Below are 19,840 nucleotides of genomic sequence, written 5' to 3' on the forward strand. Positions count from 1 at the left end.
TTTAAAAGAAAAAGCAAAGATACATTTATTTATTTTTAGCTACTACTTGTTTAGTTACCAAAAAGACACCTAAAAAGATCAAAAGAGTAGCTGCTATTTTTACCATACTTAAACTATCGCTACCTACAATTAAAGCATAAATTGATGCAATAACGGGTTGTAAATAAATAAAAACACTTACCGTTGTTGGCTTTAATTTAGACAATGCAAATAAATTAAAAAGATAGGTTATACAAGTTGTAAACAAAACAACAAACCCAACTTTTAAATAAATTGATGTTGGCATTAAGTGCCACTGAACTTCAGTTAATTCTGAAAAACCAAAAGGAATTACGAAAAGCAAACCAAACAAATACAACCACTTTACAAATACTATTGGATTGTATTTTTCTATTAACTTCTTTGCTTTTACTAAGTACATTCCGTAAGAAGCAGCATTAATAAACACCAAAAAATTACCTAACATCATATTTTTAGCATCTACATTAGGCGAACTACCATAAGCTATTAAGACTACGGCTCCTATTAAGCCAATAATCACTCCTGCTATTTTTCTGAAAAGTAACTTTTCTTTTAAGAGAATACTTGCAAATATTAGCACTAAAATAGGCGATGTTACCATCATTACAGCCGCACTAATTGGCGTAGTATAACTAAGGCCTTTAAAAAAAGTAAGCATATTAAACCCTACTCCAAAAAAAGCAGCTATCATAATATTCTTATAATCTGACTTCTCTATTGGCTTTGCTTTTACAAAAACACCTAATAACCAAAAAACCATAGCCGCACATCCTACACGAATTAAGATAAAACCAGACGGCTTTATATATAAAGGCATTACCTCTTTTGCGACCGTAAATGTAACACCATAAATAAGTGTAGCTATTGATGCTGCTATTAAAGCTAGCGTTCTTTGACTCATCTTTTAAACACTATAATTCAATAGCAAAGATGAAAAATATTCTGCTTCTTTTTGGTTATTTTTTAGTTAAGTAAAAATGTTTAACCGATTAAAGTAAAATGTATAATTTTCATAAAAAAAGCACTGCGTTTGCAGTGCTTTTTAAAGTGTTTTTTACGAGTAATTAGTCTACTAATGGTGGTATTCTTAATACTTGCCCAGGATAAATCTTATCTGGATGTGATAACATTGGTGTGTTTGCTTCAAAAATTACAAGATACTTCATTGCATCGCCATAAAATTCTTTTGCTATTTTACCTAAAGTATCACCACTTACTACAGTATGAAACTTAGCCATTGCTTCGACATCAATCTCTTCAACCTCGGTAACAGTCATATTATCTTCTACAGATGCAATACCATTTGTATTACCCACAACTAAAACTACTTTTTCTTTAGTAGCTAAATCAGAGGCTTCTCCAGAAACCGTTGCTTTATCTTCTTCAATATCTATTGATAAATTTTTTACAGAAAACTCTAATTTATTTACTGCGTCTATAAGTTTAGCTGATTTTTCAGAAGCTTCCTCCTCTGTTGTTTTTCCGATACCAAATACTTTAGCACCTGCATTTTTAATAAATGAAAAAATTCCCATTATTCTTTTGATTTTTCGTTAATTAATAAATTCACTTTCTGATTACTAATATACAATATTATATGATTTTAACCTTTATTGTAATCATTAATTTTTATTCAAAAAAAGACCATACTTCAATGAAATATGGTTTTTTAAAATAATATTAAGTATAAAATTTATTCTTCAAAAGAATTCCAACCTTGTGCTTTTAATGCTATTTCTTGATCTGCTCTAGTTACTAAATTGACACCTTGATTCTCTTCAACCATATGACCTATAATTGATAAATTAGGGTTTGCCTTTATTTTATCAAAATCAGCAAGTGGCACTGTAAATAACAATTCATAATCTTCACCTCCACTTAAAGCAATCATGGTACTATCCATATTAAATTCTTCTGAAGTAGAAATAACTTGTGGATCTAAGGGTAATTTTTCTTCATAAATTTTACACCCTAATTTACTTTGTGAACAGATATGCATTATTTCAGATGACAATCCATCAGAAATATCAATCATTGCTGTTGGCTTTACATCTAGTTCTTTTAACAATTCAGAAATATCTTTACGTGCTTCTGGTTTTAACTGACGCTCAATTAAATACGTGTATTTATCTAAATCTGGTTGATTTTGAGGGTCTACCTGAAATACTTGTTTTTCTCTTTCTAAAACCTGTAATCCTAAATACGCAGCTCCTAAATCTCCCGAAACAACTATTAAGTCCGTAACTTTTGCCCCGTTTCTATATACAATATCCTCTTTTTTTGCAGATCCTATTGCGGTAACAGAAATTAACATTCCTTTAGTTGAAGATGTTGTATCCCCTCCAATTAAATCTACTTTATAGGTATCGCAAGCTAATTGCACTCCTGCATATAATTCTTCTAATGCTTCTAACGGAAAGCGGTTAGAAACAGCTATTGATACGGTAATTTGTTCTGCAACACCATTCATAGCATATACATCTGATAAATTTACCATTACAGCTTTATAACCTAAATGTTTTAAAGGCATATAGCTTAAATCGAAATGCACACCTTCTATTAACAAATCAGTCGTTATTAATAGTTCTTTATCTGACGAACTTATAACTGCTGCATCATCACCAATTCCTTTTTGAGTTGATGAATGGTATATTTTAAAATGTTCCGTTAAATGGTTTATTAACCCGAACTCTCCTAGTTCAGCTAATGATGTTCTTTCTTGGTTTTTATCTTCTAACATTTTGCAAAGGTACTAAACATAGTTTTTAAACAAAACCAAACAATTTTTAAATTAATATAGGGTTTAACTATTTATTACTGTTTTATAAGTAGTTATTCTTTAACTTTATACTTTTAAAAAAATTCATTATGATTAATAAGATTAAACCTGTTCTTTTATTCTCTTTTTTATTACTATTATTTTCTTGTAGTTCAAATGAGAATATTGACAAAGAACCTCCTACAGAAAACAAAATACCTTGTGTATCTGGTATGGCAGGAATATATCCTTGTAATAATTACGATTTACTTTTAAACATACCACTCAGTACTTTTGGAGCTACAGAAGGCAATGATTCTTGGGGATGGACAGATCCTACAAACAATAAAGAGTACGCAATAATGGGCGTAGAAAACGGAACTGTTTTTATTGACATAACAAACACTAACAACCCTGTATATTTAGGTAAATTATCTACAGCAACCGTAAGTAGTCCTTGGCATGATATAAAAGTTTACAAAGACCATGCTTTTATTGTAAGCGAAGCAACAAATCACGGAATGCAAGTTTTTGATTTAGCAAAACTAAGAAATGTTGCAAATCCTCCTGCTAATTTTACTGCAGATACACATTTTACTGAATTTGGTAGCGCACACAACATCGTTATCAATGAAGATTCTGGTTACGCTTACCCTGTAGGAACTAGTAAAACAGGAACTTATAAAGGAGGCCCTCTATTTATCAACATACAAGATCCTAAAAACCCTAAAAGCGAAGGCGGATGGGGAACCGATAATTACAGTCACGATGCGCAAGTAATCAACTACAACGGTCCGGATGCTAGGTATATTGGTAAAGAAATTTTAATAGGAAGCAATGAAAATGAAGTTGTTATAGTTGATATAAGTGACAAAGCAAACCCCGTAAATATTTCTAGAATATCATACGCAAACGTAGGTTACACACACCAAGGTTGGTTTACTGAAGATGCAAAATATTTTATTTTAGGAGATGAATTAGATGAACAACGTTTTGGAAACAAAACAAGAAATATTATTTTTGATTTCACTGATTTAGAAAACCCTAAAGAACATTTTACTTACACAGGTCCAACTGCTGCAATAGATCATAACGGATATGTTAAAGACAATACTTTTTATCTTGCTAATTACACGGCAGGCGTACGTTTTATTGATATTTCTAACATAGAAAGTAAAAACATCACAGAAACTGGTTTTTTCGACACTTACCCAAGTAATAACGGCGCTAATTTTAATGGTGTTTGGAATGTATACCCTTATTTTAGCAGTGGTAAAATAGTAGTAAGTGACATCAACAAAGGCTTATTCATTATAAAAAAACAGTAAATGCTAAAAAAAAACTTCTTTATATTACTGATAGTGATGTATGGTTGTAGCAATGATACTAGCATACAATTACCTATAAAAACAACACAAGTTGATTTTGTAAAAACTTATGGTGGCACAAAAAATGAAAGCGGAAGAAGCGTTGTTGAAACTTCTGATGGCGGCTATATTGTTTTAGGTTTCACACAAAGTATTGATGGAGATATTATCACAACAAAAACGACTGTTCAATATGATTATTGGTTGTTAAAGTTCGATGCAAATGACGAATTGCAATGGCAAAAAACATACGGAGGTTCAAACGATGAGAAAGCCTACAAAATTATTCAAACCAACGATAACGGATTTGCTGTTATTGGCTACAGCAAAAGTGATGATGGAGATTTAAATTCTAACCAAGGATTTGAAGATGTTTGGATTTTAAAGTTAAACGCATCAGGAAATATTCTTTGGAAAACAAGCACAGGATTTTCAGGCACAGATCAAGGTTTTAGCTTAATTCAAACCTCAGACAACGGTTATTTTATTGCAAGCATATTAGACGTAACAGCATCCGGAGGTTTAGGAAACGCAAAAACAGCCGCAAAACATGCTGGTGGCGATTATTGGGGAATAAAATTAGATACCAACGGCACAATTGAATGGCGTAAATATTTTGGTGGCACAAATACCGATACTTGTTACGATATAACAGAAACTTCTGACGGTTATTTAATGGTTGGTTCTTCTGATAGTGATGATGTTGACATTACAAATAACAAGGGTGGTTATGATTTTTGGGTCGTAAAAACTGATAAAGCTGGAACCTTACTTTGGGAGAAATCATTTGGCGGTGATGAAATTGACGAAGCTAGAGCAATTACAACAACCGATGATGGTAATTTTATAATTATTGGAGACACACGTAGCGCTAACAAAGATGTAACACAAAACAATGGAGGAGCAGATTTATGGGCGATAAAAATAACTTCGGATGGTGATTTGATATGGCAAAAAAATTACGGCGGTACTAGTTTTGATGTTGGCCGTTCTATTCGCAAAACCATTGATGGAGGTTTTCTTATTTCAGGAAGCTCAAGAAGTGCTGATAACGGATTTACCAACAAAGGGCAAAACGATGCTTTAATTCTTAAAATTGATGCAAACGGAAATCAGCAATGGCAAAAAACTATTGGTGGCACCGAAATAGATTTTTGTTACGATGCAATAGAGCTTACTAACGGAAATATTATCGCTGTAGGCGAAAGCAGTAGTAACAGTCAAGATATAGCAACAAACAAAGGTTTTTCTGACCTATTGATTATCAAACTAAAATAAAAATGAAACAATATATAGTCCTTTTCTTAAGCATATTACTTTTCTCATGTAGTTCAGACAGTGACGAATTGATAAAAGAAGTTAGTATTAAAATAAATTTTACCCAAAATTGGGATGGCGCTTCTTTTGAAAAATCAGATTTAAGCAACACAGAACTCACCAATAAATTAGGGACTAAACTTACTATTGATAAGTTACGTTATTTAGTATCAAAAATCACTTTAACAGACGCAGCCGATAAAGCTACTATTTTTGAAGGTTATAAATTAATCGATTTAAGCGATGAAGAAAGCTTAGTGTTTAATCCGTCATTAAAAATAACTGAAGGAAATTATAGTTTAGCCATAACTTTTGGTTTTAATAACGATGATAATATAGACGGGGAGTATGCCGATTTAAATACCGCTTCTTGGAATGTTCCGATGATGTTAGGTGGCGGTTATCATTTTATGCAATTAGATGGAAAATACAAAGATGATGTTCCTAATGAAAACCCTTACAACTTTCATGTAATTAGGGCTTACAACACAACAACATCAATACCCGAAGATACTTCTTTCATTGTAAATTTAGGAAGTGTAAACATTAAAAGTGATGCTAATATAGAGGTTAAAATGAATATTGCAGAATGGTTTAAAAACCCAAATGACTGGGATTTAAACGAAAAAAACACCAACTTAATGATAGATTTTGATGCTCAAAAGGAAATGTCTGCAAACGGTAAAAGCGGTGTTTTCAGTTTAGGTACAATTTCTCAATAAAAACACAAATGATTAAAAAAAGTATATACCTGTTATCGTTCTTTCTTTTAATGAGCTGCTCATCAAAAGAAGAAAATGATATATATACTCCTGTACCCGTAAATTTAGAAATTCCCGAATTATTTCAACAAAAAATAATTGCACCAGTAATCCCCACAAACAATCCGTTAACCGAAGAAGGAATTGCTTTAGGTAAAAAATTGTTTTTCGATAAAATATTATCACAAAATAACTCACAATCATGTGCAACTTGCCATAATCCTGCAAAAGCCTTTACAGATAACACGCAATTTAGTGAAGGTGTAGATGGATTACTTGGCAAGAGAAACTCGATGCCTTTATTCAATTTAGCGTGGAATTTCGATGAGCGTTTTACTTGGGACGGGAAAGAACTTAGTTTAGAACGACAAGCATTAGAACCTGTTCGAAACCCAATAGAAATGCATAGCAAATGGACGAATGTTGCCGAACGCATTAAAAACCATCCAGAATATCCTACATTATTTCAACAAGCTTTCGGAAACACCAAAATAGATTCTATTTTAATTACCAAAGCAATCGCTCAATTCGAAAGAACACTCATTTCTGGAAATTCTAAATTCGATCAATTTTTACTCGGAAAAACAACATTAACTCCGCAAGAACAAAACGGATTTGATGTTTTTATGGATGAAGCTCGCGGCGATTGTTTTCATTGCCATGGAAGTAATAACAATCCACTTTGGACCGATAATAAATTTCACAACAACGGTTTAGATGCTGTTTTATCTGATTTAGGATTAGGTAAAGTTACTGGCGATCCAAATGACAATGGTAAATTTAAATCTCCCTCTCTTCGTAATTTAAAATTTACTGCCCCTTATATGCACGACGGTCGTTTTATCACTTTAGATGAAGTTATTAATCATTATTCAACAGGTTTAAAAACTTCATCAACGATTGATCCTTTGATGAAAAAAGTAAATGAAGGTGGTGTTAATCTTTCAGAAAAGGATAAATCTGACTTAAAAGCATTTTTACTCTCACTATCTGATAATGATTTTGTTAATAATTTAGATTTTCAAGAGTAATCAGAAAATCAAATAAACCTATCGAAAAACACAATGCCAAGTTATGTACTAAACTGATACTTATATTGTATATTTGCAAACTATTTAGAGTTAATCCACTTAAGTAATGATAAAAGTTTCAGACACAGCAAAAAACAAAGTTATCGAGTTAATGACTGATGACGGTTTTGATGCTACAGTAGATTTTGTACGTGTTGGTGTAAAAAGCGGAGGTTGTTCAGGTTTATCTTACGACCTAACTTTTGACAAAAGCACACAAGAAAACGATAAAATTTTCGAAGAGAACAACGTTAAAATCGTTGTTGATAAAAAAAGTTTTTTATACTTAGTAGGAACAACATTAGAATATTCTGGAGGTTTAAACGGTAAAGGATTTGTATTTAACAATCCGAATGCAAACCGTACCTGTGGATGTGGCGAAAGTTTTTCACTATAATATTACAACTCAATTATGAGCAAGTATACAGAAGATGATTTAAGAGAAGAGTTAAAAACCAAAGAATATGAATATGGTTTTTATACTGAAATAGAAAGCGAAACCTTTCCTAAAGGTTTGAATGAAGACGTGGTTCGTGCAATTTCTAAAAAGAAAAACGAACCAGAATGGATGACTGAATGGCGTTTAGAAGCGTTTAGAGTTTGGCAAACAATGGAAGAACCAGAATGGGCAAATGTTCATTACGAGAAACCTAACTTTCAAGAAATTGCTTACTATTCTGCACCAAAAGAAAAGCCAAAATTAAACAGTTTAGATGAAGTTGACCCAGAATTATTGGATACTTTTAAGCGTTTAGGTATTTCTTTAGATGAGCAAAAAAAATTAGCTAATGTTGCTGTTGATATTGTAATGGATTCAGTTTCTGTTGCTACAACTTTTAAAGAAACACTAGGAGAAAAAGGTATTATTTTTATGCCTATTTCTGAAGCTATTCAAGAACATCCAGAATTAGTAAGAAAACACTTAGGAACCGTAGTTCCTACTACCGATAATTTTTATGCAGCATTAAATTCGGCAGTTTTTTCTGATGGATCTTTCTGTTACATTCCGAAAGGCGTTCGTTGCCCGATGGAATTATCAACTTACTTCAGAATTAACGAAGGAGGAACCGGTCAGTTTGAAAGAACTTTAGTTGTTGCCGATAAAGGTAGTTACGTTTCTTATTTAGAAGGTTGTACTGCACCAAGTAGAGATGAAAATCAATTACACGCCGCAGTTGTTGAGTTAATTGCATTAGATGATGCTGAAATTAAATACTCAACAGTACAAAACTGGTATCCTGGAAACGCAGAAGGAAAAGGTGGTGTTTACAACTTCGTAACCAAAAGAGCTATTTGCGAAACCAATGCAAAAGTTTCTTGGACACAAGTTGAAACAGGATCAGCAGTTACTTGGAAATACCCAAGTTGTATTTTAAAAGGAAACAACTCTGTTGGAGAATTTTATTCAATTGCTGTAACTAATAATTACCAGCAAGCTGATACCGGAACGAAAATGATTCACTTAGGTAAAAACACCAAGTCGACTATTATTTCGAAAGGAATTTCTGCAGGTAAATCACAAAATTCATACAGAGGATTGGTTCATATAGGACCACGTGCAGAAAATGCTCGTAACTTCTCTCAGTGTGATTCTTTATTAATGGGTAACGAGTGTGGCGCACACACGTTTCCGTACATCGAGACTAAAAACAAATCAGCACAAATAGAACACGAAGCTACAACGAGTAAAATTGGTGAAGACCAATTATTTTACTGTAACCAACGTGGTATTGATACTGAAAAAGCAATTGCATTAATTGTTAATGGTTTTAGTAAAGAAGTATTAAATAAGTTACCAATGGAATTTGCTGTAGAGGCACAAAAACTATTGGAAATTAGTTTAGAAGGAAGTGTTGGATAATTTAAATCATAAAATGATGAAAAAAATATTTTTACTTACACTTATCGCAATTACAGTTATTAGTTGTAAAAACACTGATAAAAAAGAGAATGCTGATAAAACGACTACTGAAGAAACGGCCGTAAAGCTATATGTTTTAAATGGTGGATCGATATTGGTTAACAAATTAGAAGTTTTTTCTCAAGACACTACGTATACAGGACAAACAAAACAATTTAGTGATGCATACTATGTAATCTCTCACCCTAAAGGAAACTTAATGTGGGATGCTGGCTTACCAGAAAACTTAGTATTACCAGAAGCTGTAACTCCTGGTGACGGAACATTTACAGTACAAAGAGCAGACTCATTAGCGAATCAATTAGCAACAATTGGTTTTAAAATTGAAGATTTTAAATATTTTGCAATGTCTCATTCTCATTTTGATCATACAGGGCATGCAAACTACATGAAAGATGCAACTTGGTTGGTACAAGAAAACGAATATAATTCGGTTGCTGGAGATTCTTTAAAACAGAAAAATCCTGCGGTAGCAGCATTAAAAAATGTCAAAAAATTAAATGGTGATTACGATGTTTTTGGCGACAATACTGTTGTTATAAAATACATGCCAGGTCATACAGTTGGCCATCAAGCTTTATATGTAAAAGTATCAGGTATTGAAAAACCAGTTTTATTAACGGGTGATTTATATCATTTTGAAGAGAACAGAGCCAACAAAGGTGTTCCTTCATTCAACTATAATGTTGAGCAAACTTTAGAAAGCATGCAAAAATTTGAAGCTTTCGCTAAAGAAAAAAATGCTGAGGTGATCATTCAACACTCACCAAAAGCTTTCAAGAAATTACAAAATCTATTAAAAAAGTAACTAGTAATGTTAAAAATAGAAAACTTACACGCTAACATAGAAGATAAATCAATCTTAAAAGGATTGAATTTAGAGGTTAAAGCAGGTGAAATTCATGCAATAATGGGTCCTAACGGTGCTGGTAAAAGTACGTTAGCGAACGTAATTGCAGGAAAAGAAGAGTACGAAGTTACAGATGGCTCAATAGAGTTAAATAACGAAGATATTAGTGAATTAGGTCCTGATGAAAGAGCACACAACGGTGTATTTTTATCTTTTCAGTATCCTGTAGAAATTCCTGGTGTTTCGGTAACTAACTTTATCAAAACAGCTATTAACGAAAATCGTAAAGCTAAAGGTTTAGAAGACATGCCTGCAAAAGACATGTTAAAAATGATTCGTGAGAAATCTGAATTATTAGAGATAGACCGTAAATTCTTATCGCGTTCTTTAAACGAAGGTTTTTCTGGAGGAGAAAAGAAACGTAACGAGATTTTTCAAATGGCAATGTTGGAGCCTAAATTAGCTATCTTAGATGAAACTGATTCAGGTTTAGATATCGATGCGTTACGTATTGTAGCTAACGGTGTAAATAAATTAAAATCTAAAGACAATGCTGTAGTTGTAATTACACACTACCAACGTTTATTAGATTATATAGTTCCTGATTTTGTACACGTATTATACGATGGTAAAATCGTAAAATCGGGTGATGCTTCTTTAGCTTTAGAGTTAGAAGCAAAAGGATATGATTGGATTAAGGAAGAAGTTAATTCTTAAGAAAAATGGAATTAAAAGATAAATTAACCACGTCGTACGTCGCTTTTGAAAACGGAGTGGACATCAATTCGGATATACACGATATTAGAACAAAAGCGCTACAGAATTTTGAAGAGTTAGGTTTTCCTACTAAGAAATTAGAAGCTTGGAAATACACCTCTTTAAATGCTGTATTGAAACAAGACTATAGTATTTTTCCTACTTCGGAAAACGCTATAGAATTAGCAGATGTTAAGAAATATTTCATCCACGATATAGATACTTATAAAATTGTATTTATCGACGGAAAATATAGTTCTTTCTTATCTGAAACTACACATGATAAAATTGATGTTTGTTTAATGTCATCGGCATTAACAAAACAAAAATACAAAGCTGTTATTGAAAACTACTTCAATAAAATTGCAAAGCAAGATAATTTAACATCGTTAAATACTGCATTTGCAAAAGAGGGAGCTTACATTAACATTCCTAAGAATGTAGAAGTAGATAAACCTATTCAGGTTATCTATTTTACTACAGGTTCTGAAGAGGCTATCATGACACAACCTCGTAATTTAATTGTTGCAGAACAAAATGCACATGTTCAAATTATAGAGCGTCATCAAAGCTTAACTTCTAATTCGGTTTTAACAAATGCCGTAACAGAAGTGTATGCTGCAAAAGATGCAACGGTAGATATTTATAAGATTCAGAATGATGATGAAAATGCTTCTTTAGTAGATAATTCTTACATAGAGCAAAAATCAAATAGTATTGTTTCTGTGCATACTTTTTCTTTCGGAGGAAATATTACACGTAACAATCTAAACTTTTATCAAAGAGGAGAACACATCGATTCTATCTTAAAAGGAATTACTATTACTGAAGGAAAGCAACATGTAGATCACCATACATTGGTGCATCATATTGAGCCAAACTGTGAGTCTCATCAAGATTACAAAGGTATTTATAGTGACCGCTCTACAGCAGTTTTTAACGGAAAGGTAGTTGTTGAAAAAGAAGCTCAGAAAACAAATGCGTATCAACAAAACAATAACATTCTAATAAGCGATAAAGCAACAATCAACGCAAAACCTCAGTTAGAGATTTTTGCTGATGATGTAAAGTGTTCTCACGGTTGTACGATTGGTCAATTAGATGAAGATGCTTTATTTTATATGCAACAACGTGGAATTCCGAAGAAAGAAGCGAAAGCATTACTAATGTATGCCTTTGCAAATACGGTATTAGAAAGTGTAAAAATACCAGAAGTAAAGACACGAATTAACAAGTTAATCGCAAATAAATTAGGTGTAAATATAGGTTTTGATTTGTAAAACACTTATTTTCACACAAATATAACAAAGGTCGTTCAATATTGAATGACCTTTGTTATTAAAAAAAATTGTTATTTGTAATGATTCATAAAAATATTCGTCAAAAATAGAGAAATGTAAAAACTATAAACAAATGAAAAAAACAATTACACTACTTGTTCTGTTATTTATTAGCGTTCAATCTTATTCACAAACCGATGTATTTAATGCCCTTTTAAAAACCTATGTTGATACTGAAGGAAATATCGATTATAAAGGCCTAAGAAAAAACAGAGCTTTACTAGATATCTACTTAAATCATTTAGAGAATCAAATTCCTGGTAGAAACTGGTCTCAGAATAAAGCAAAGGCTTTTTGGATGAATGCATACAATGCCTATACTATTAAACTAATATTAGACAGTTATCCTTTAAAAAAGATTACTGATATAAAAAGAAAAGGTAGAAATGCTTGGAAAATCCCTTTTGCAGTAGTTGGTAAAGAAACCTACTCTTTAGATTATATAGAGCACAAAATACTACGTAGATGGCATAATGACCCTAGAGTTCATGTTGGAATAAATGCTGCCTCTAAATCTGGTCCTAGATTCCCTAACTACGCTTTTACTGCAAAGAATTTAAATAGTGCGTTAGAGTTATTGATGAAGAACTTTATAAACGATTCTTCTAAAAATAAAATAACAATTACTAAAATTGAAGTTTCTAAGATGTTTGAATGGTATAAAGGAGATTTTACAGAAAAAAGCACTTTAATAGAGTATATAAATAAATATTCTACTGTAAAAGTAAATGATAACGCCGAGGTAACTTTCCTAGAATATGATTGGCATTTAAACGGCTTACAGTAACTTCTATATCTATCACTTAATCCCCCCAATCCCCCTTTTTTTTATCACCTGCTTATAATATTAATACCTAATTTATCGATTTAATATTCATAACTTTTTTATTTCTCTTCATTTAGTTAATTCATCTACTAGCTTTTAAAAATATGATAATTATTGAGTTAACCCATAACTCAATTTACCTACTTACTATCTTTCATTTTTTTAATAATTTAGATCTAGATTTACTCAGGCAGGATTTAAGATCGCAACACATCTATAATTCTAATTTGTTCATAAGACTTTTTAATTCCTTTATTTTTATAATACCCTTTTAAAGAAAAAAGGTAAGTTTACAAGAAAAACAAGAAACAAATATAGCCCTGATTATAACGACATCCTTTTTCTGACTCATTTAAAGCGCTAAATATTACCAGTATTTACATAAAAACAAAAAAACTGGTAAAGACAAACAGAAAAAGATATAGTAGAAATCAGGAAACAGTTACAAACAAAAAACCCCATGCTTTCGCATAGGATTTTAATATTTATAGGGCAATATTGTTACCTACATTTCTAATGCTTTCTTAATGTTATTACCCATTAATAATTCTTCTGGATTTTCTAACGCCTCTTTAACGGCTACTAAGAATCCAACAGATTCACGACCATCAATAACCCTATGATCATAAGATAACGCAACGTACATAATTGGCTGAATTACTACCTCACCATTAACAGCCATCGGACGGTTAACAATATTGTGCATTCCTAAAATACCGCTTTGAGGTGGATTTAAGATTGGTGTAGATAACATTGATCCAAATACACCACCGTTTGTGATTGTAAATGTTCCACCTGTCATTTCATCAACAGTTATTTGTCCATCACGAGCACGTATAGCTAAACGCTTCACTTCGCTTTCAACACCTCTAAAAGATAAATCTTCGGCATTTCTAATTACAGGTACCATTAATCCTTTAGGGCCAGAAACTGCAATAGAAATATCTTGAAAATGATTTTTTATTTGATAATCTCCATCAATCATAGAGTTTACATCAGGATACATTTCTAAAGCTCTAACAACCGCTAAAGTAAAGAAAGACATAAAACCTAATCCAACACCGTGTTTTGCTTTAAAATCTTCTTTATACTGCTTACGTAAATCGAAAATTGGTTGCATGTTCACTTCGTTAAACGTAGTTAACATTGCAGTTTCGCTTTTAACAGCAACTAAACGTTGTGCTACTTTACGACGTAACATCGACATTTTTTTACGCTCTGTACCACGAGAACCATTTGTTGGTTGCGTTCCCATAGAAGGCACAGCGTTTACTGCGTCATCTTTTGTTACACGACCATCTTTTCCAGTTCCTTTTACTGAGCCAGCATCGATTCCTTTCTCAGCTAAAACTTTCTTAGCTGCAGGAGAAGCAGTACCAGTTGCATAAGTTGCAGCTTTGGGTTCTTCTTTTTTAGGAGCCTCCTTTTTAGGAGCTTCTTCTTTTTTTGTTTCAGTAGCCGATCCTCCTGCTGGTTTTTCGGCGCTCATATCTATAAGACAAACAACCGCTCCAACCTCTACAGCATCACCTTCTTCTGCTTTTAAAGTAATAATTCCGCTTTCTTCCGCAGGCAATTCTAACGTTGCTTTGTCAGAATCTACTTCGGCGATAGGCTGATCTTTTTCAACATAATCACCATCTTCAACTAACCAAGTTGCTATTTCTACTTCTGTAATTGATTCTCCCGGAGAAGGAACTTTCATTTCTAAAACACTCATGTTTCTTTATTTTTATTCGGAAATATTTTATTTTTTTGGGCGTTCGACCGGGCTTTTCACTATATCTTTTAATTTGACTACTTCTCGACTTCGCTCGAAGTAACAAATTAAAAGGATGTCGTTTCAATCCCTAACGCATATACTTTTTAGTAATTGATATTAATCAAAAACCATATCTAATACTCTTTGGTGACGACGTTTAAAACGTGCACTTGAACCTGCAGCTGGTGCCGAATGGTAATCTCTCGATGCACATTCTAACTTCGCTAATTCAAAACGTTCTAACATGTAACTCCAAGATCCCATATTTTTAGGTTCTTCTTGTGCCCAAACATAACGCTCTACATTTGGATACCTATCCATTACTTCTTTTATTTGCTCGTTGTGTAACGGAAATAATTGTTCTATCCTTACCAAAGCAATATCTTCTCTATCTAATTGTTCACGCTCTGCTAATAAATCATAGTAGAATTTACCTGAACAAAACACCATTTTTTTCACTTTAGCTGTATCAACAGTATCGTCAATTACCTCTTTAAAAGCACCGTTACCTAAATCTTCAATAGTATTTACTGCTTTTGGTAAACGCAACAAGCTTTTAGGTGTAAAAATAACCAATGGCTTTCTAAAATCACGCTTCATCTGACGACGTAATATGTGATATATATTTGCTGGTGTAGAGCAATTTGCAATCGTCCAATTATCTATTGCAGACGATTGTAAGAAACGCTCAATTCTACCTGATGAATGCTCTGGTCCTTGCCCTTCATATCCGTGAGGTAATAACATTACCAATCCATTCTGCAATTTCCATTTATCTTCTGCTGAAGATATATATTGATCAAATACAATTTGTGCTCCGTTTGCAAAATCTCCAAACTGAGCTTCCCAAATAGTTAATGTATTTGGTGCTGCCATTGCATAACCATAATCGAAGCCTAAAACACCGTATTCAGATAAATGAGAATTAAAAATTGTCATTTCTCCTTTATTATTCGGATTTGTGTTTAATAAATTTACACGTTCTAAAGTTTCTTCATCTCGCATAATAGCATGACGGTGAGAGAAAGTTCCTCTTTCTACATCTTCTCCTGAAATACGAATATTAAATCCTTCTTCAAGTAAAGTTCCGTATGCTAAATTCTCTGCCGTACCCCAATCTAAAGTATTATCTTCAAAGACCATTTTTTCACGACCTTTTAAAATACGCTCTGCTTTACGAACAAACTTATGACCTTTAGGAGTATTAGAAATCACTTTAGCAATACCTTTTAATGCTTCAACCGGGTAGGTAGTATCTACCGGTTTTAACATATCTTGTAATTGCTTACGAACAAACCCTTCCCATACCGCTGGCATGAATTCTTGAATTTTAGAAGTTGAGTTCTTTTTAGATTCTGTAAACTCAGTTTCTAAATGCGCTTTAAAATCGTCCGTTATTTGCTGTACATACTCTGCTGAAACACTACCTTCTTTAATTAGTTTTTCTGTATAAATTTCTTTTGCATTTTTATGCTTAGAAATTGCTTTATATAATTTTGGCTGTGTAAAACGAGGTTCATCACCTTCGTTATGACCATATTTACGATATCCTAATAAATCAATATAAATGTCTTTTTTGAATTTCATTCGATATTCAACAGCCATTTCCATTGCATGACAAACAGCTTCTGCATCATCTGCATTTACATGTAATACTGGCGACAATGTTACTTTGGCTACATCTGTACAATAAGTACTAGAACGAGCATCTAAGTAATTCGTTGTAAAACCAACTTGATTATTTACTACAATATGAATTGTACCACCTGTTTTATACCCATTTAAGGTCATCATTTGCGCAATTTCATACACGATTCCCTGACCTGCAATTGCAGCATCACCGTGCACTAAAATTGGTAATATTTTACTGTCGTCTCCGTTATAATTTAAATCTACTTTTGCACGAACAATACCTTCTGCTACTGCTCCAACAGTTTCTAAATGTGATGGATTTGGAACCAAATTCATCTTCATTTTCTGTCCGCCTTTGTATGCTTTACTTAAGGTTAACCCTAAGTGATACTTTACATCACCACCAATATCTTGATCTTCAAAGTCTTTACCTTCAAATTCGCTAAACAAATCACGAACAGGTTTTTTAAAGATATTTACTAACGTGTTTAAACGACCACGATGGGCCATTCCTAAAACACACTCTTCAACACCATATTTTTCAGCCGCATCACGAAGTGCAACACTTACTCCTGGTATTAAAGTTTCTCCACCTTCTACAGAAAAACGCTTTTGACCTACGTATTTTGTCTGTAAAAAACTTTCGAAAACTGAAGCTTGATTTAGTTTTGTAAGAATATATTTTTTTGATTCAACGCTGTAATTAGATTGATTATCATTTTTATTTAAACGACTTTGCCACCACTTTAATTCATCGGGGTTGCGTAAGTACATATATTCAACACCAATACTATCACAAAAAATAGCTTTTAGGTGTTTAATAATTTCCTCTAATGTTTTTGCTCCAATACCTAAAACGCCTCCTGCGTTAAAAACGGTAGATAAGTCTGATTGATTTAACCCGAAGTTCTCAACATCTAATGTCGGAGAATATTTTCTACGCTCACGAACTGGGTTTGTCTCTGTAAAAAGATGCCCTCTTGTTCGGTAACCGTTTATTAAATCAATTACTAAAAACTCTTTATGTACTTTCTCTGGGATTTCAACAGAAACTTCTTCATCAGTCAACGAATAATCTTCGTTTGCTAAATCGTATCCTTGAAAAAAACTTCTCCAACTTGGTTCTACTGCATCTGGGTTTTTTTGATACTGTTCGTATAAATCTCCTATAAAACTTGTATGTGCTGCGTTCAAGAACGAAAACTTGTCCATATATATTTACTATGCTTTTCTATCAATAAGAATAATGATGACAAAAATACAACTTTTACTAAAAATAAGACTTTTTTTTATGCTAAATTTCAGCCAAACAATTATACTAGAAAGGTAAACAAGCCTCCACACAAACCAATCCAAACCTAAAACAAACTACTGACAATCAGGTGTAAGCATTTTTTATTTTATTTTTTATCAAAAAATGTTTGCAAATATGAAAAAAGCCCTTAAATTTGCACTCGCTTTTAAAGCAAGTCCGCTTTAAATTCCTCCTTAGCTCAGTTGGTTAGAGCATCTGACTGTTAATCAGAGGGTCTTAGGTTCGAGTCCTAAAGGAGGAGCAAAATAAACGAAGGCATCGTAGCAGCCGATAATTGCTACAACACATATATTTGTTCTACATGAACATTCCTCCTTAGCTCAGTTGGTTAGAGCATCTGACTGTTAATCAGAGGGTCTTAGGTTCGAGTCCTAAAGGAGGAGCCAAATTGGACAAGCCATCATTTTTGATGGCTTTTTCTTTTTCAAAACTCTCCAATCCCTTATTACACCTAGTCAAAAGCTCTACTACAATATTCTGTTTTATGGTTCGACATTCCACTTTTGACATTAGCATTTTTTCGGGAAATAATAAACCTAATATGGCAATTTTCTGGTCATAGTTACCTTTCTTATAAAATTTAGAGAAATTACTAATTGATTTAAAAGCTTTATCAACATACTTTAAAGAGTTCTCTTTGTTTTCTTTTGCTACCAACAATTCAACTCGTAAATCTTCTAATTTTTGACCATACCTACCACTTAATCTACCAAAAACAACGCTATCAATTTCATTCGAAACTAATTTATCTTCAATAGACTCTAAACCTCTTTTCGTTTTCTCAACCTCTTTTTCTAAATCTGACACAACACCTAAATGATTTCCTTTTCTTTTATTTAGAGTATCCTTAACAATATCCTTATATAACAGCAAAACATTTTGATTTACAACTATCTTATCTAAAACTTGTTCTTCAAACAATTGATGAGCTTTAACTACTGGAATTCTATTTTTACAACCATTCTTACAATGATAATAACCATAACTCCCTCCATTACCTTTAGACACACTTCCAGTTAAATTCTCATAACATACTTGACACTTTAAAAAACTCCTTAAGGGTACAGCTTCATTTTTTATTGAAGGGAACTTCGCTTTTCGCTTTCTATTTTCCAAAATAAATTGCACTTTATCAAAAGTATTTTTATCCACAATAGCATCATGTAGACCTTTATGCCAATAGGCTTCGTCTTTTCTATGCTCTGGTACTTGAACCTCCCCCGTATACGTTCTACTCCTCAACATATTATAGAAAGATTGTTTACAATTCGGATACCCTTTTGTTTTGTAATTCTTTCTCAACTGCTCTAGTGAACCTATGTTTTGAGAAACTGCCTCAAATATCTCTTTCACCATCCAAGCATTTTCATTCGGTTCAAGAGAGGCCACTTTATTAATTCTACATCGTTTATAACCAAATGGAGGCTTTGCCGTATAAGCACCTTCTTTTTTAGCTCTTAAAATACCGTCTTTTGTTCGCTGAGAAATTTTATCATTCTCTACCTCTGGAATTGCTAAATAAAGAGTTAGCATAATTTTATTATCTGGATTAGACATATCTAAGGGCTGCTCTACAGAATTAATTTCGATACCCCAATCTCTAAATTTCCTAATTTTACCTAATGCTTCTTCGATATTCCTTGAAAATCTATCCCATTTTAAAATTAATATTTGGTCGATGTTTCTTCTATTTGCTCTCACATAAGCTTCCAACTTCACCCAATCTGGTCGATTGAAATTTTTAGCTGAATAATCATCTTCATAATGCTTTAATATTTTGTAGCCTTTGAAATCACAAAACCCCTCTAACATTTCCTTTTGATGACGCAAACTGAAACCTTTATCAGCTTGCTCATCAGTACTTACTCTCGTATAAATTACTGTATTCATTTTTTACTCTTTTTTTAAATTAATATCTCCTAACTATTGCTGACCTCTATCTCAGCCATAATATAGAGTACACTTCTTAAAGTTTTAATTTCATCATCCGTATACTCAGTTCCTTTTTTGTTTAAAATTGCTTTACATTTCGTTAAACTTAACATCATTAACCAGTCACTCTTTCCTCTTTTTTTTAAATGAGTGACGAGGATTATTTTTTTAAGGTCTGTCGACCAGAACGACACTCTGCTCTAAATAAGCCG

Annotated in this window: 16 protein-coding genes and 2 tRNA genes; 12 read left to right on the forward strand and 6 right to left on the reverse strand. The window is 32.6% G+C overall.

Going from position 1 to position 19,840, the window contains the following annotated elements; translation table 11 throughout:
• Positions 1-25: 25 nt before the first annotated feature.
• From RRF68_RS07920 to thiL, 3 genes are all read right to left on the reverse strand, one after another.
• On the reverse strand, positions 26-922 hold the full coding sequence (locus RRF68_RS07920; RefSeq protein ID WP_315944005.1) for a DMT family transporter: 897 nt from the start codon (positions 920-922) through the stop codon (positions 26-28).
• 163 nt (positions 923-1,085) lie between these two features.
• Positions 1,086-1,556: a peptidoglycan-binding protein LysM gene (gene lysM / locus RRF68_RS07925; RefSeq protein ID WP_315944006.1), complete on the reverse strand. Its 471-nt coding sequence runs from the start codon at positions 1,554-1,556 to the stop codon at positions 1,086-1,088.
• 158 nt (positions 1,557-1,714) lie between these two features.
• Positions 1,715-2,761, reverse strand: a complete 1,047-nt coding sequence (gene thiL, locus RRF68_RS07930) for a thiamine-phosphate kinase (RefSeq protein WP_315944007.1) — start codon at positions 2,759-2,761, stop codon at positions 1,715-1,717.
• A 128-nt stretch (positions 2,762-2,889) separates the two neighbouring features.
• On the opposite strand from thiL, the gene RRF68_RS07935 reads away from it, so the two are divergent.
• The 10 genes from RRF68_RS07935 to RRF68_RS07980 all read left to right on the forward strand — a co-directional run bounded on the left by RRF68_RS07935 (position 2,890) and on the right by RRF68_RS07980 (position 12,948).
• Complete coding sequence (locus RRF68_RS07935) at positions 2,890-4,107, forward strand: choice-of-anchor B family protein (protein WP_315944008.1); 1,218 nt, start codon at positions 2,890-2,892, stop codon at positions 4,105-4,107.
• Positions 4,108-5,424 (forward strand): hypothetical protein, encoded by a 1,317-nt coding sequence (locus RRF68_RS07940; protein ID WP_315944009.1) that lies wholly within the window; start codon positions 4,108-4,110, stop codon positions 5,422-5,424.
• 2 nt (positions 5,425-5,426) lie between these two features.
• Positions 5,427-6,185, forward strand: coding sequence for an MbnP family protein (locus RRF68_RS07945; protein WP_315944010.1), 759 nt, complete (start codon positions 5,427-5,429; stop codon positions 6,183-6,185).
• Between the two features lie 50 nt (positions 6,186-6,235).
• On the forward strand, positions 6,236-7,255 hold the full coding sequence (locus tag RRF68_RS07950; protein WP_315944011.1) for a cytochrome-c peroxidase: 1,020 nt from the start codon (positions 6,236-6,238) through the stop codon (positions 7,253-7,255).
• Between the two features lie 106 nt (positions 7,256-7,361).
• Positions 7,362-7,691 (forward strand): HesB/IscA family protein, encoded by a 330-nt coding sequence (locus tag RRF68_RS07955; RefSeq protein WP_218771595.1) that lies wholly within the window; start codon positions 7,362-7,364, stop codon positions 7,689-7,691.
• Positions 7,692-7,706: 15 nt separating this feature from the next.
• A complete protein-coding gene (gene sufB / locus RRF68_RS07960; protein WP_218771596.1) occupies positions 7,707-9,155 on the forward strand; it encodes a Fe-S cluster assembly protein SufB in 1,449 nt (482 codons plus the stop codon).
• A 16-nt stretch (positions 9,156-9,171) separates the two neighbouring features.
• Positions 9,172-10,023, forward strand: coding sequence for an N-acyl homoserine lactonase family protein (locus RRF68_RS07965; RefSeq protein WP_275315903.1), 852 nt, complete (start codon positions 9,172-9,174; stop codon positions 10,021-10,023).
• Positions 10,024-10,029: 6 nt separating this feature from the next.
• Positions 10,030-10,782, forward strand: a complete 753-nt coding sequence (sufC, locus tag RRF68_RS07970; RefSeq protein WP_260586490.1) for a Fe-S cluster assembly ATPase SufC — start codon at positions 10,030-10,032, stop codon at positions 10,780-10,782.
• Positions 10,783-10,787: 5 nt separating this feature from the next.
• Positions 10,788-12,101 carry a Fe-S cluster assembly protein SufD gene (sufD, locus tag RRF68_RS07975; RefSeq protein ID WP_315944012.1) on the forward strand — a complete coding sequence of 438 codons (1,314 nt, stop codon included), beginning with the start codon at positions 10,788-10,790 and terminating at the stop codon, positions 12,099-12,101.
• A gap of 133 nt (positions 12,102-12,234) precedes the next feature.
• The gene (locus tag RRF68_RS07980) at positions 12,235-12,948 is read left to right on the forward strand and encodes a DUF547 domain-containing protein (RefSeq protein ID WP_315944013.1); all 714 of its coding nucleotides are present in this window, start codon (positions 12,235-12,237) and stop codon (positions 12,946-12,948) included.
• A 544-nt stretch (positions 12,949-13,492) separates the two neighbouring features.
• Here RRF68_RS07980 and odhB read toward each other — a convergent pair.
• Positions 13,493-14,707, reverse strand: coding sequence for a 2-oxoglutarate dehydrogenase complex dihydrolipoyllysine-residue succinyltransferase (gene odhB / locus RRF68_RS07985; RefSeq protein WP_315944014.1), 1,215 nt, complete (start codon positions 14,705-14,707; stop codon positions 13,493-13,495).
• A gap of 159 nt (positions 14,708-14,866) precedes the next feature.
• Positions 14,867-17,593: a 2-oxoglutarate dehydrogenase E1 component gene (locus tag RRF68_RS07990; protein ID WP_315944015.1), complete on the reverse strand. Its 2,727-nt coding sequence runs from the start codon at positions 17,591-17,593 to the stop codon at positions 14,867-14,869.
• Between the two features lie 270 nt (positions 17,594-17,863).
• Here RRF68_RS07990 and RRF68_RS07995 point away from each other — a divergent pair.
• Positions 17,864-17,937, forward strand: a tRNA-Asn gene (locus RRF68_RS07995).
• Between the two features lie 68 nt (positions 17,938-18,005).
• Positions 18,006-18,082, forward strand: a tRNA-Asn gene (locus tag RRF68_RS08000).
• Here the strand turns inward: RRF68_RS08000 and RRF68_RS08005 are convergent.
• Positions 18,045-19,586 carry a recombinase family protein gene (locus RRF68_RS08005; protein ID WP_315944016.1) on the reverse strand — a complete coding sequence of 514 codons (1,542 nt, stop codon included), beginning with the start codon at positions 19,584-19,586 and terminating at the stop codon, positions 18,045-18,047. The two genes, RRF68_RS08000 and RRF68_RS08005, sit on opposite strands and share 38 nt — an antisense overlap.
• Between the last annotated feature and the right edge of the window lie 254 nt (positions 19,587-19,840).

It is taken from the genome of Tenacibaculum sp. HL-MS23 (genome assembly GCF_032463465.1).
Taxonomy (GTDB): Bacteria; Bacteroidota; Bacteroidia; order Flavobacteriales; family Flavobacteriaceae; genus Polaribacter; species Polaribacter bernardetii.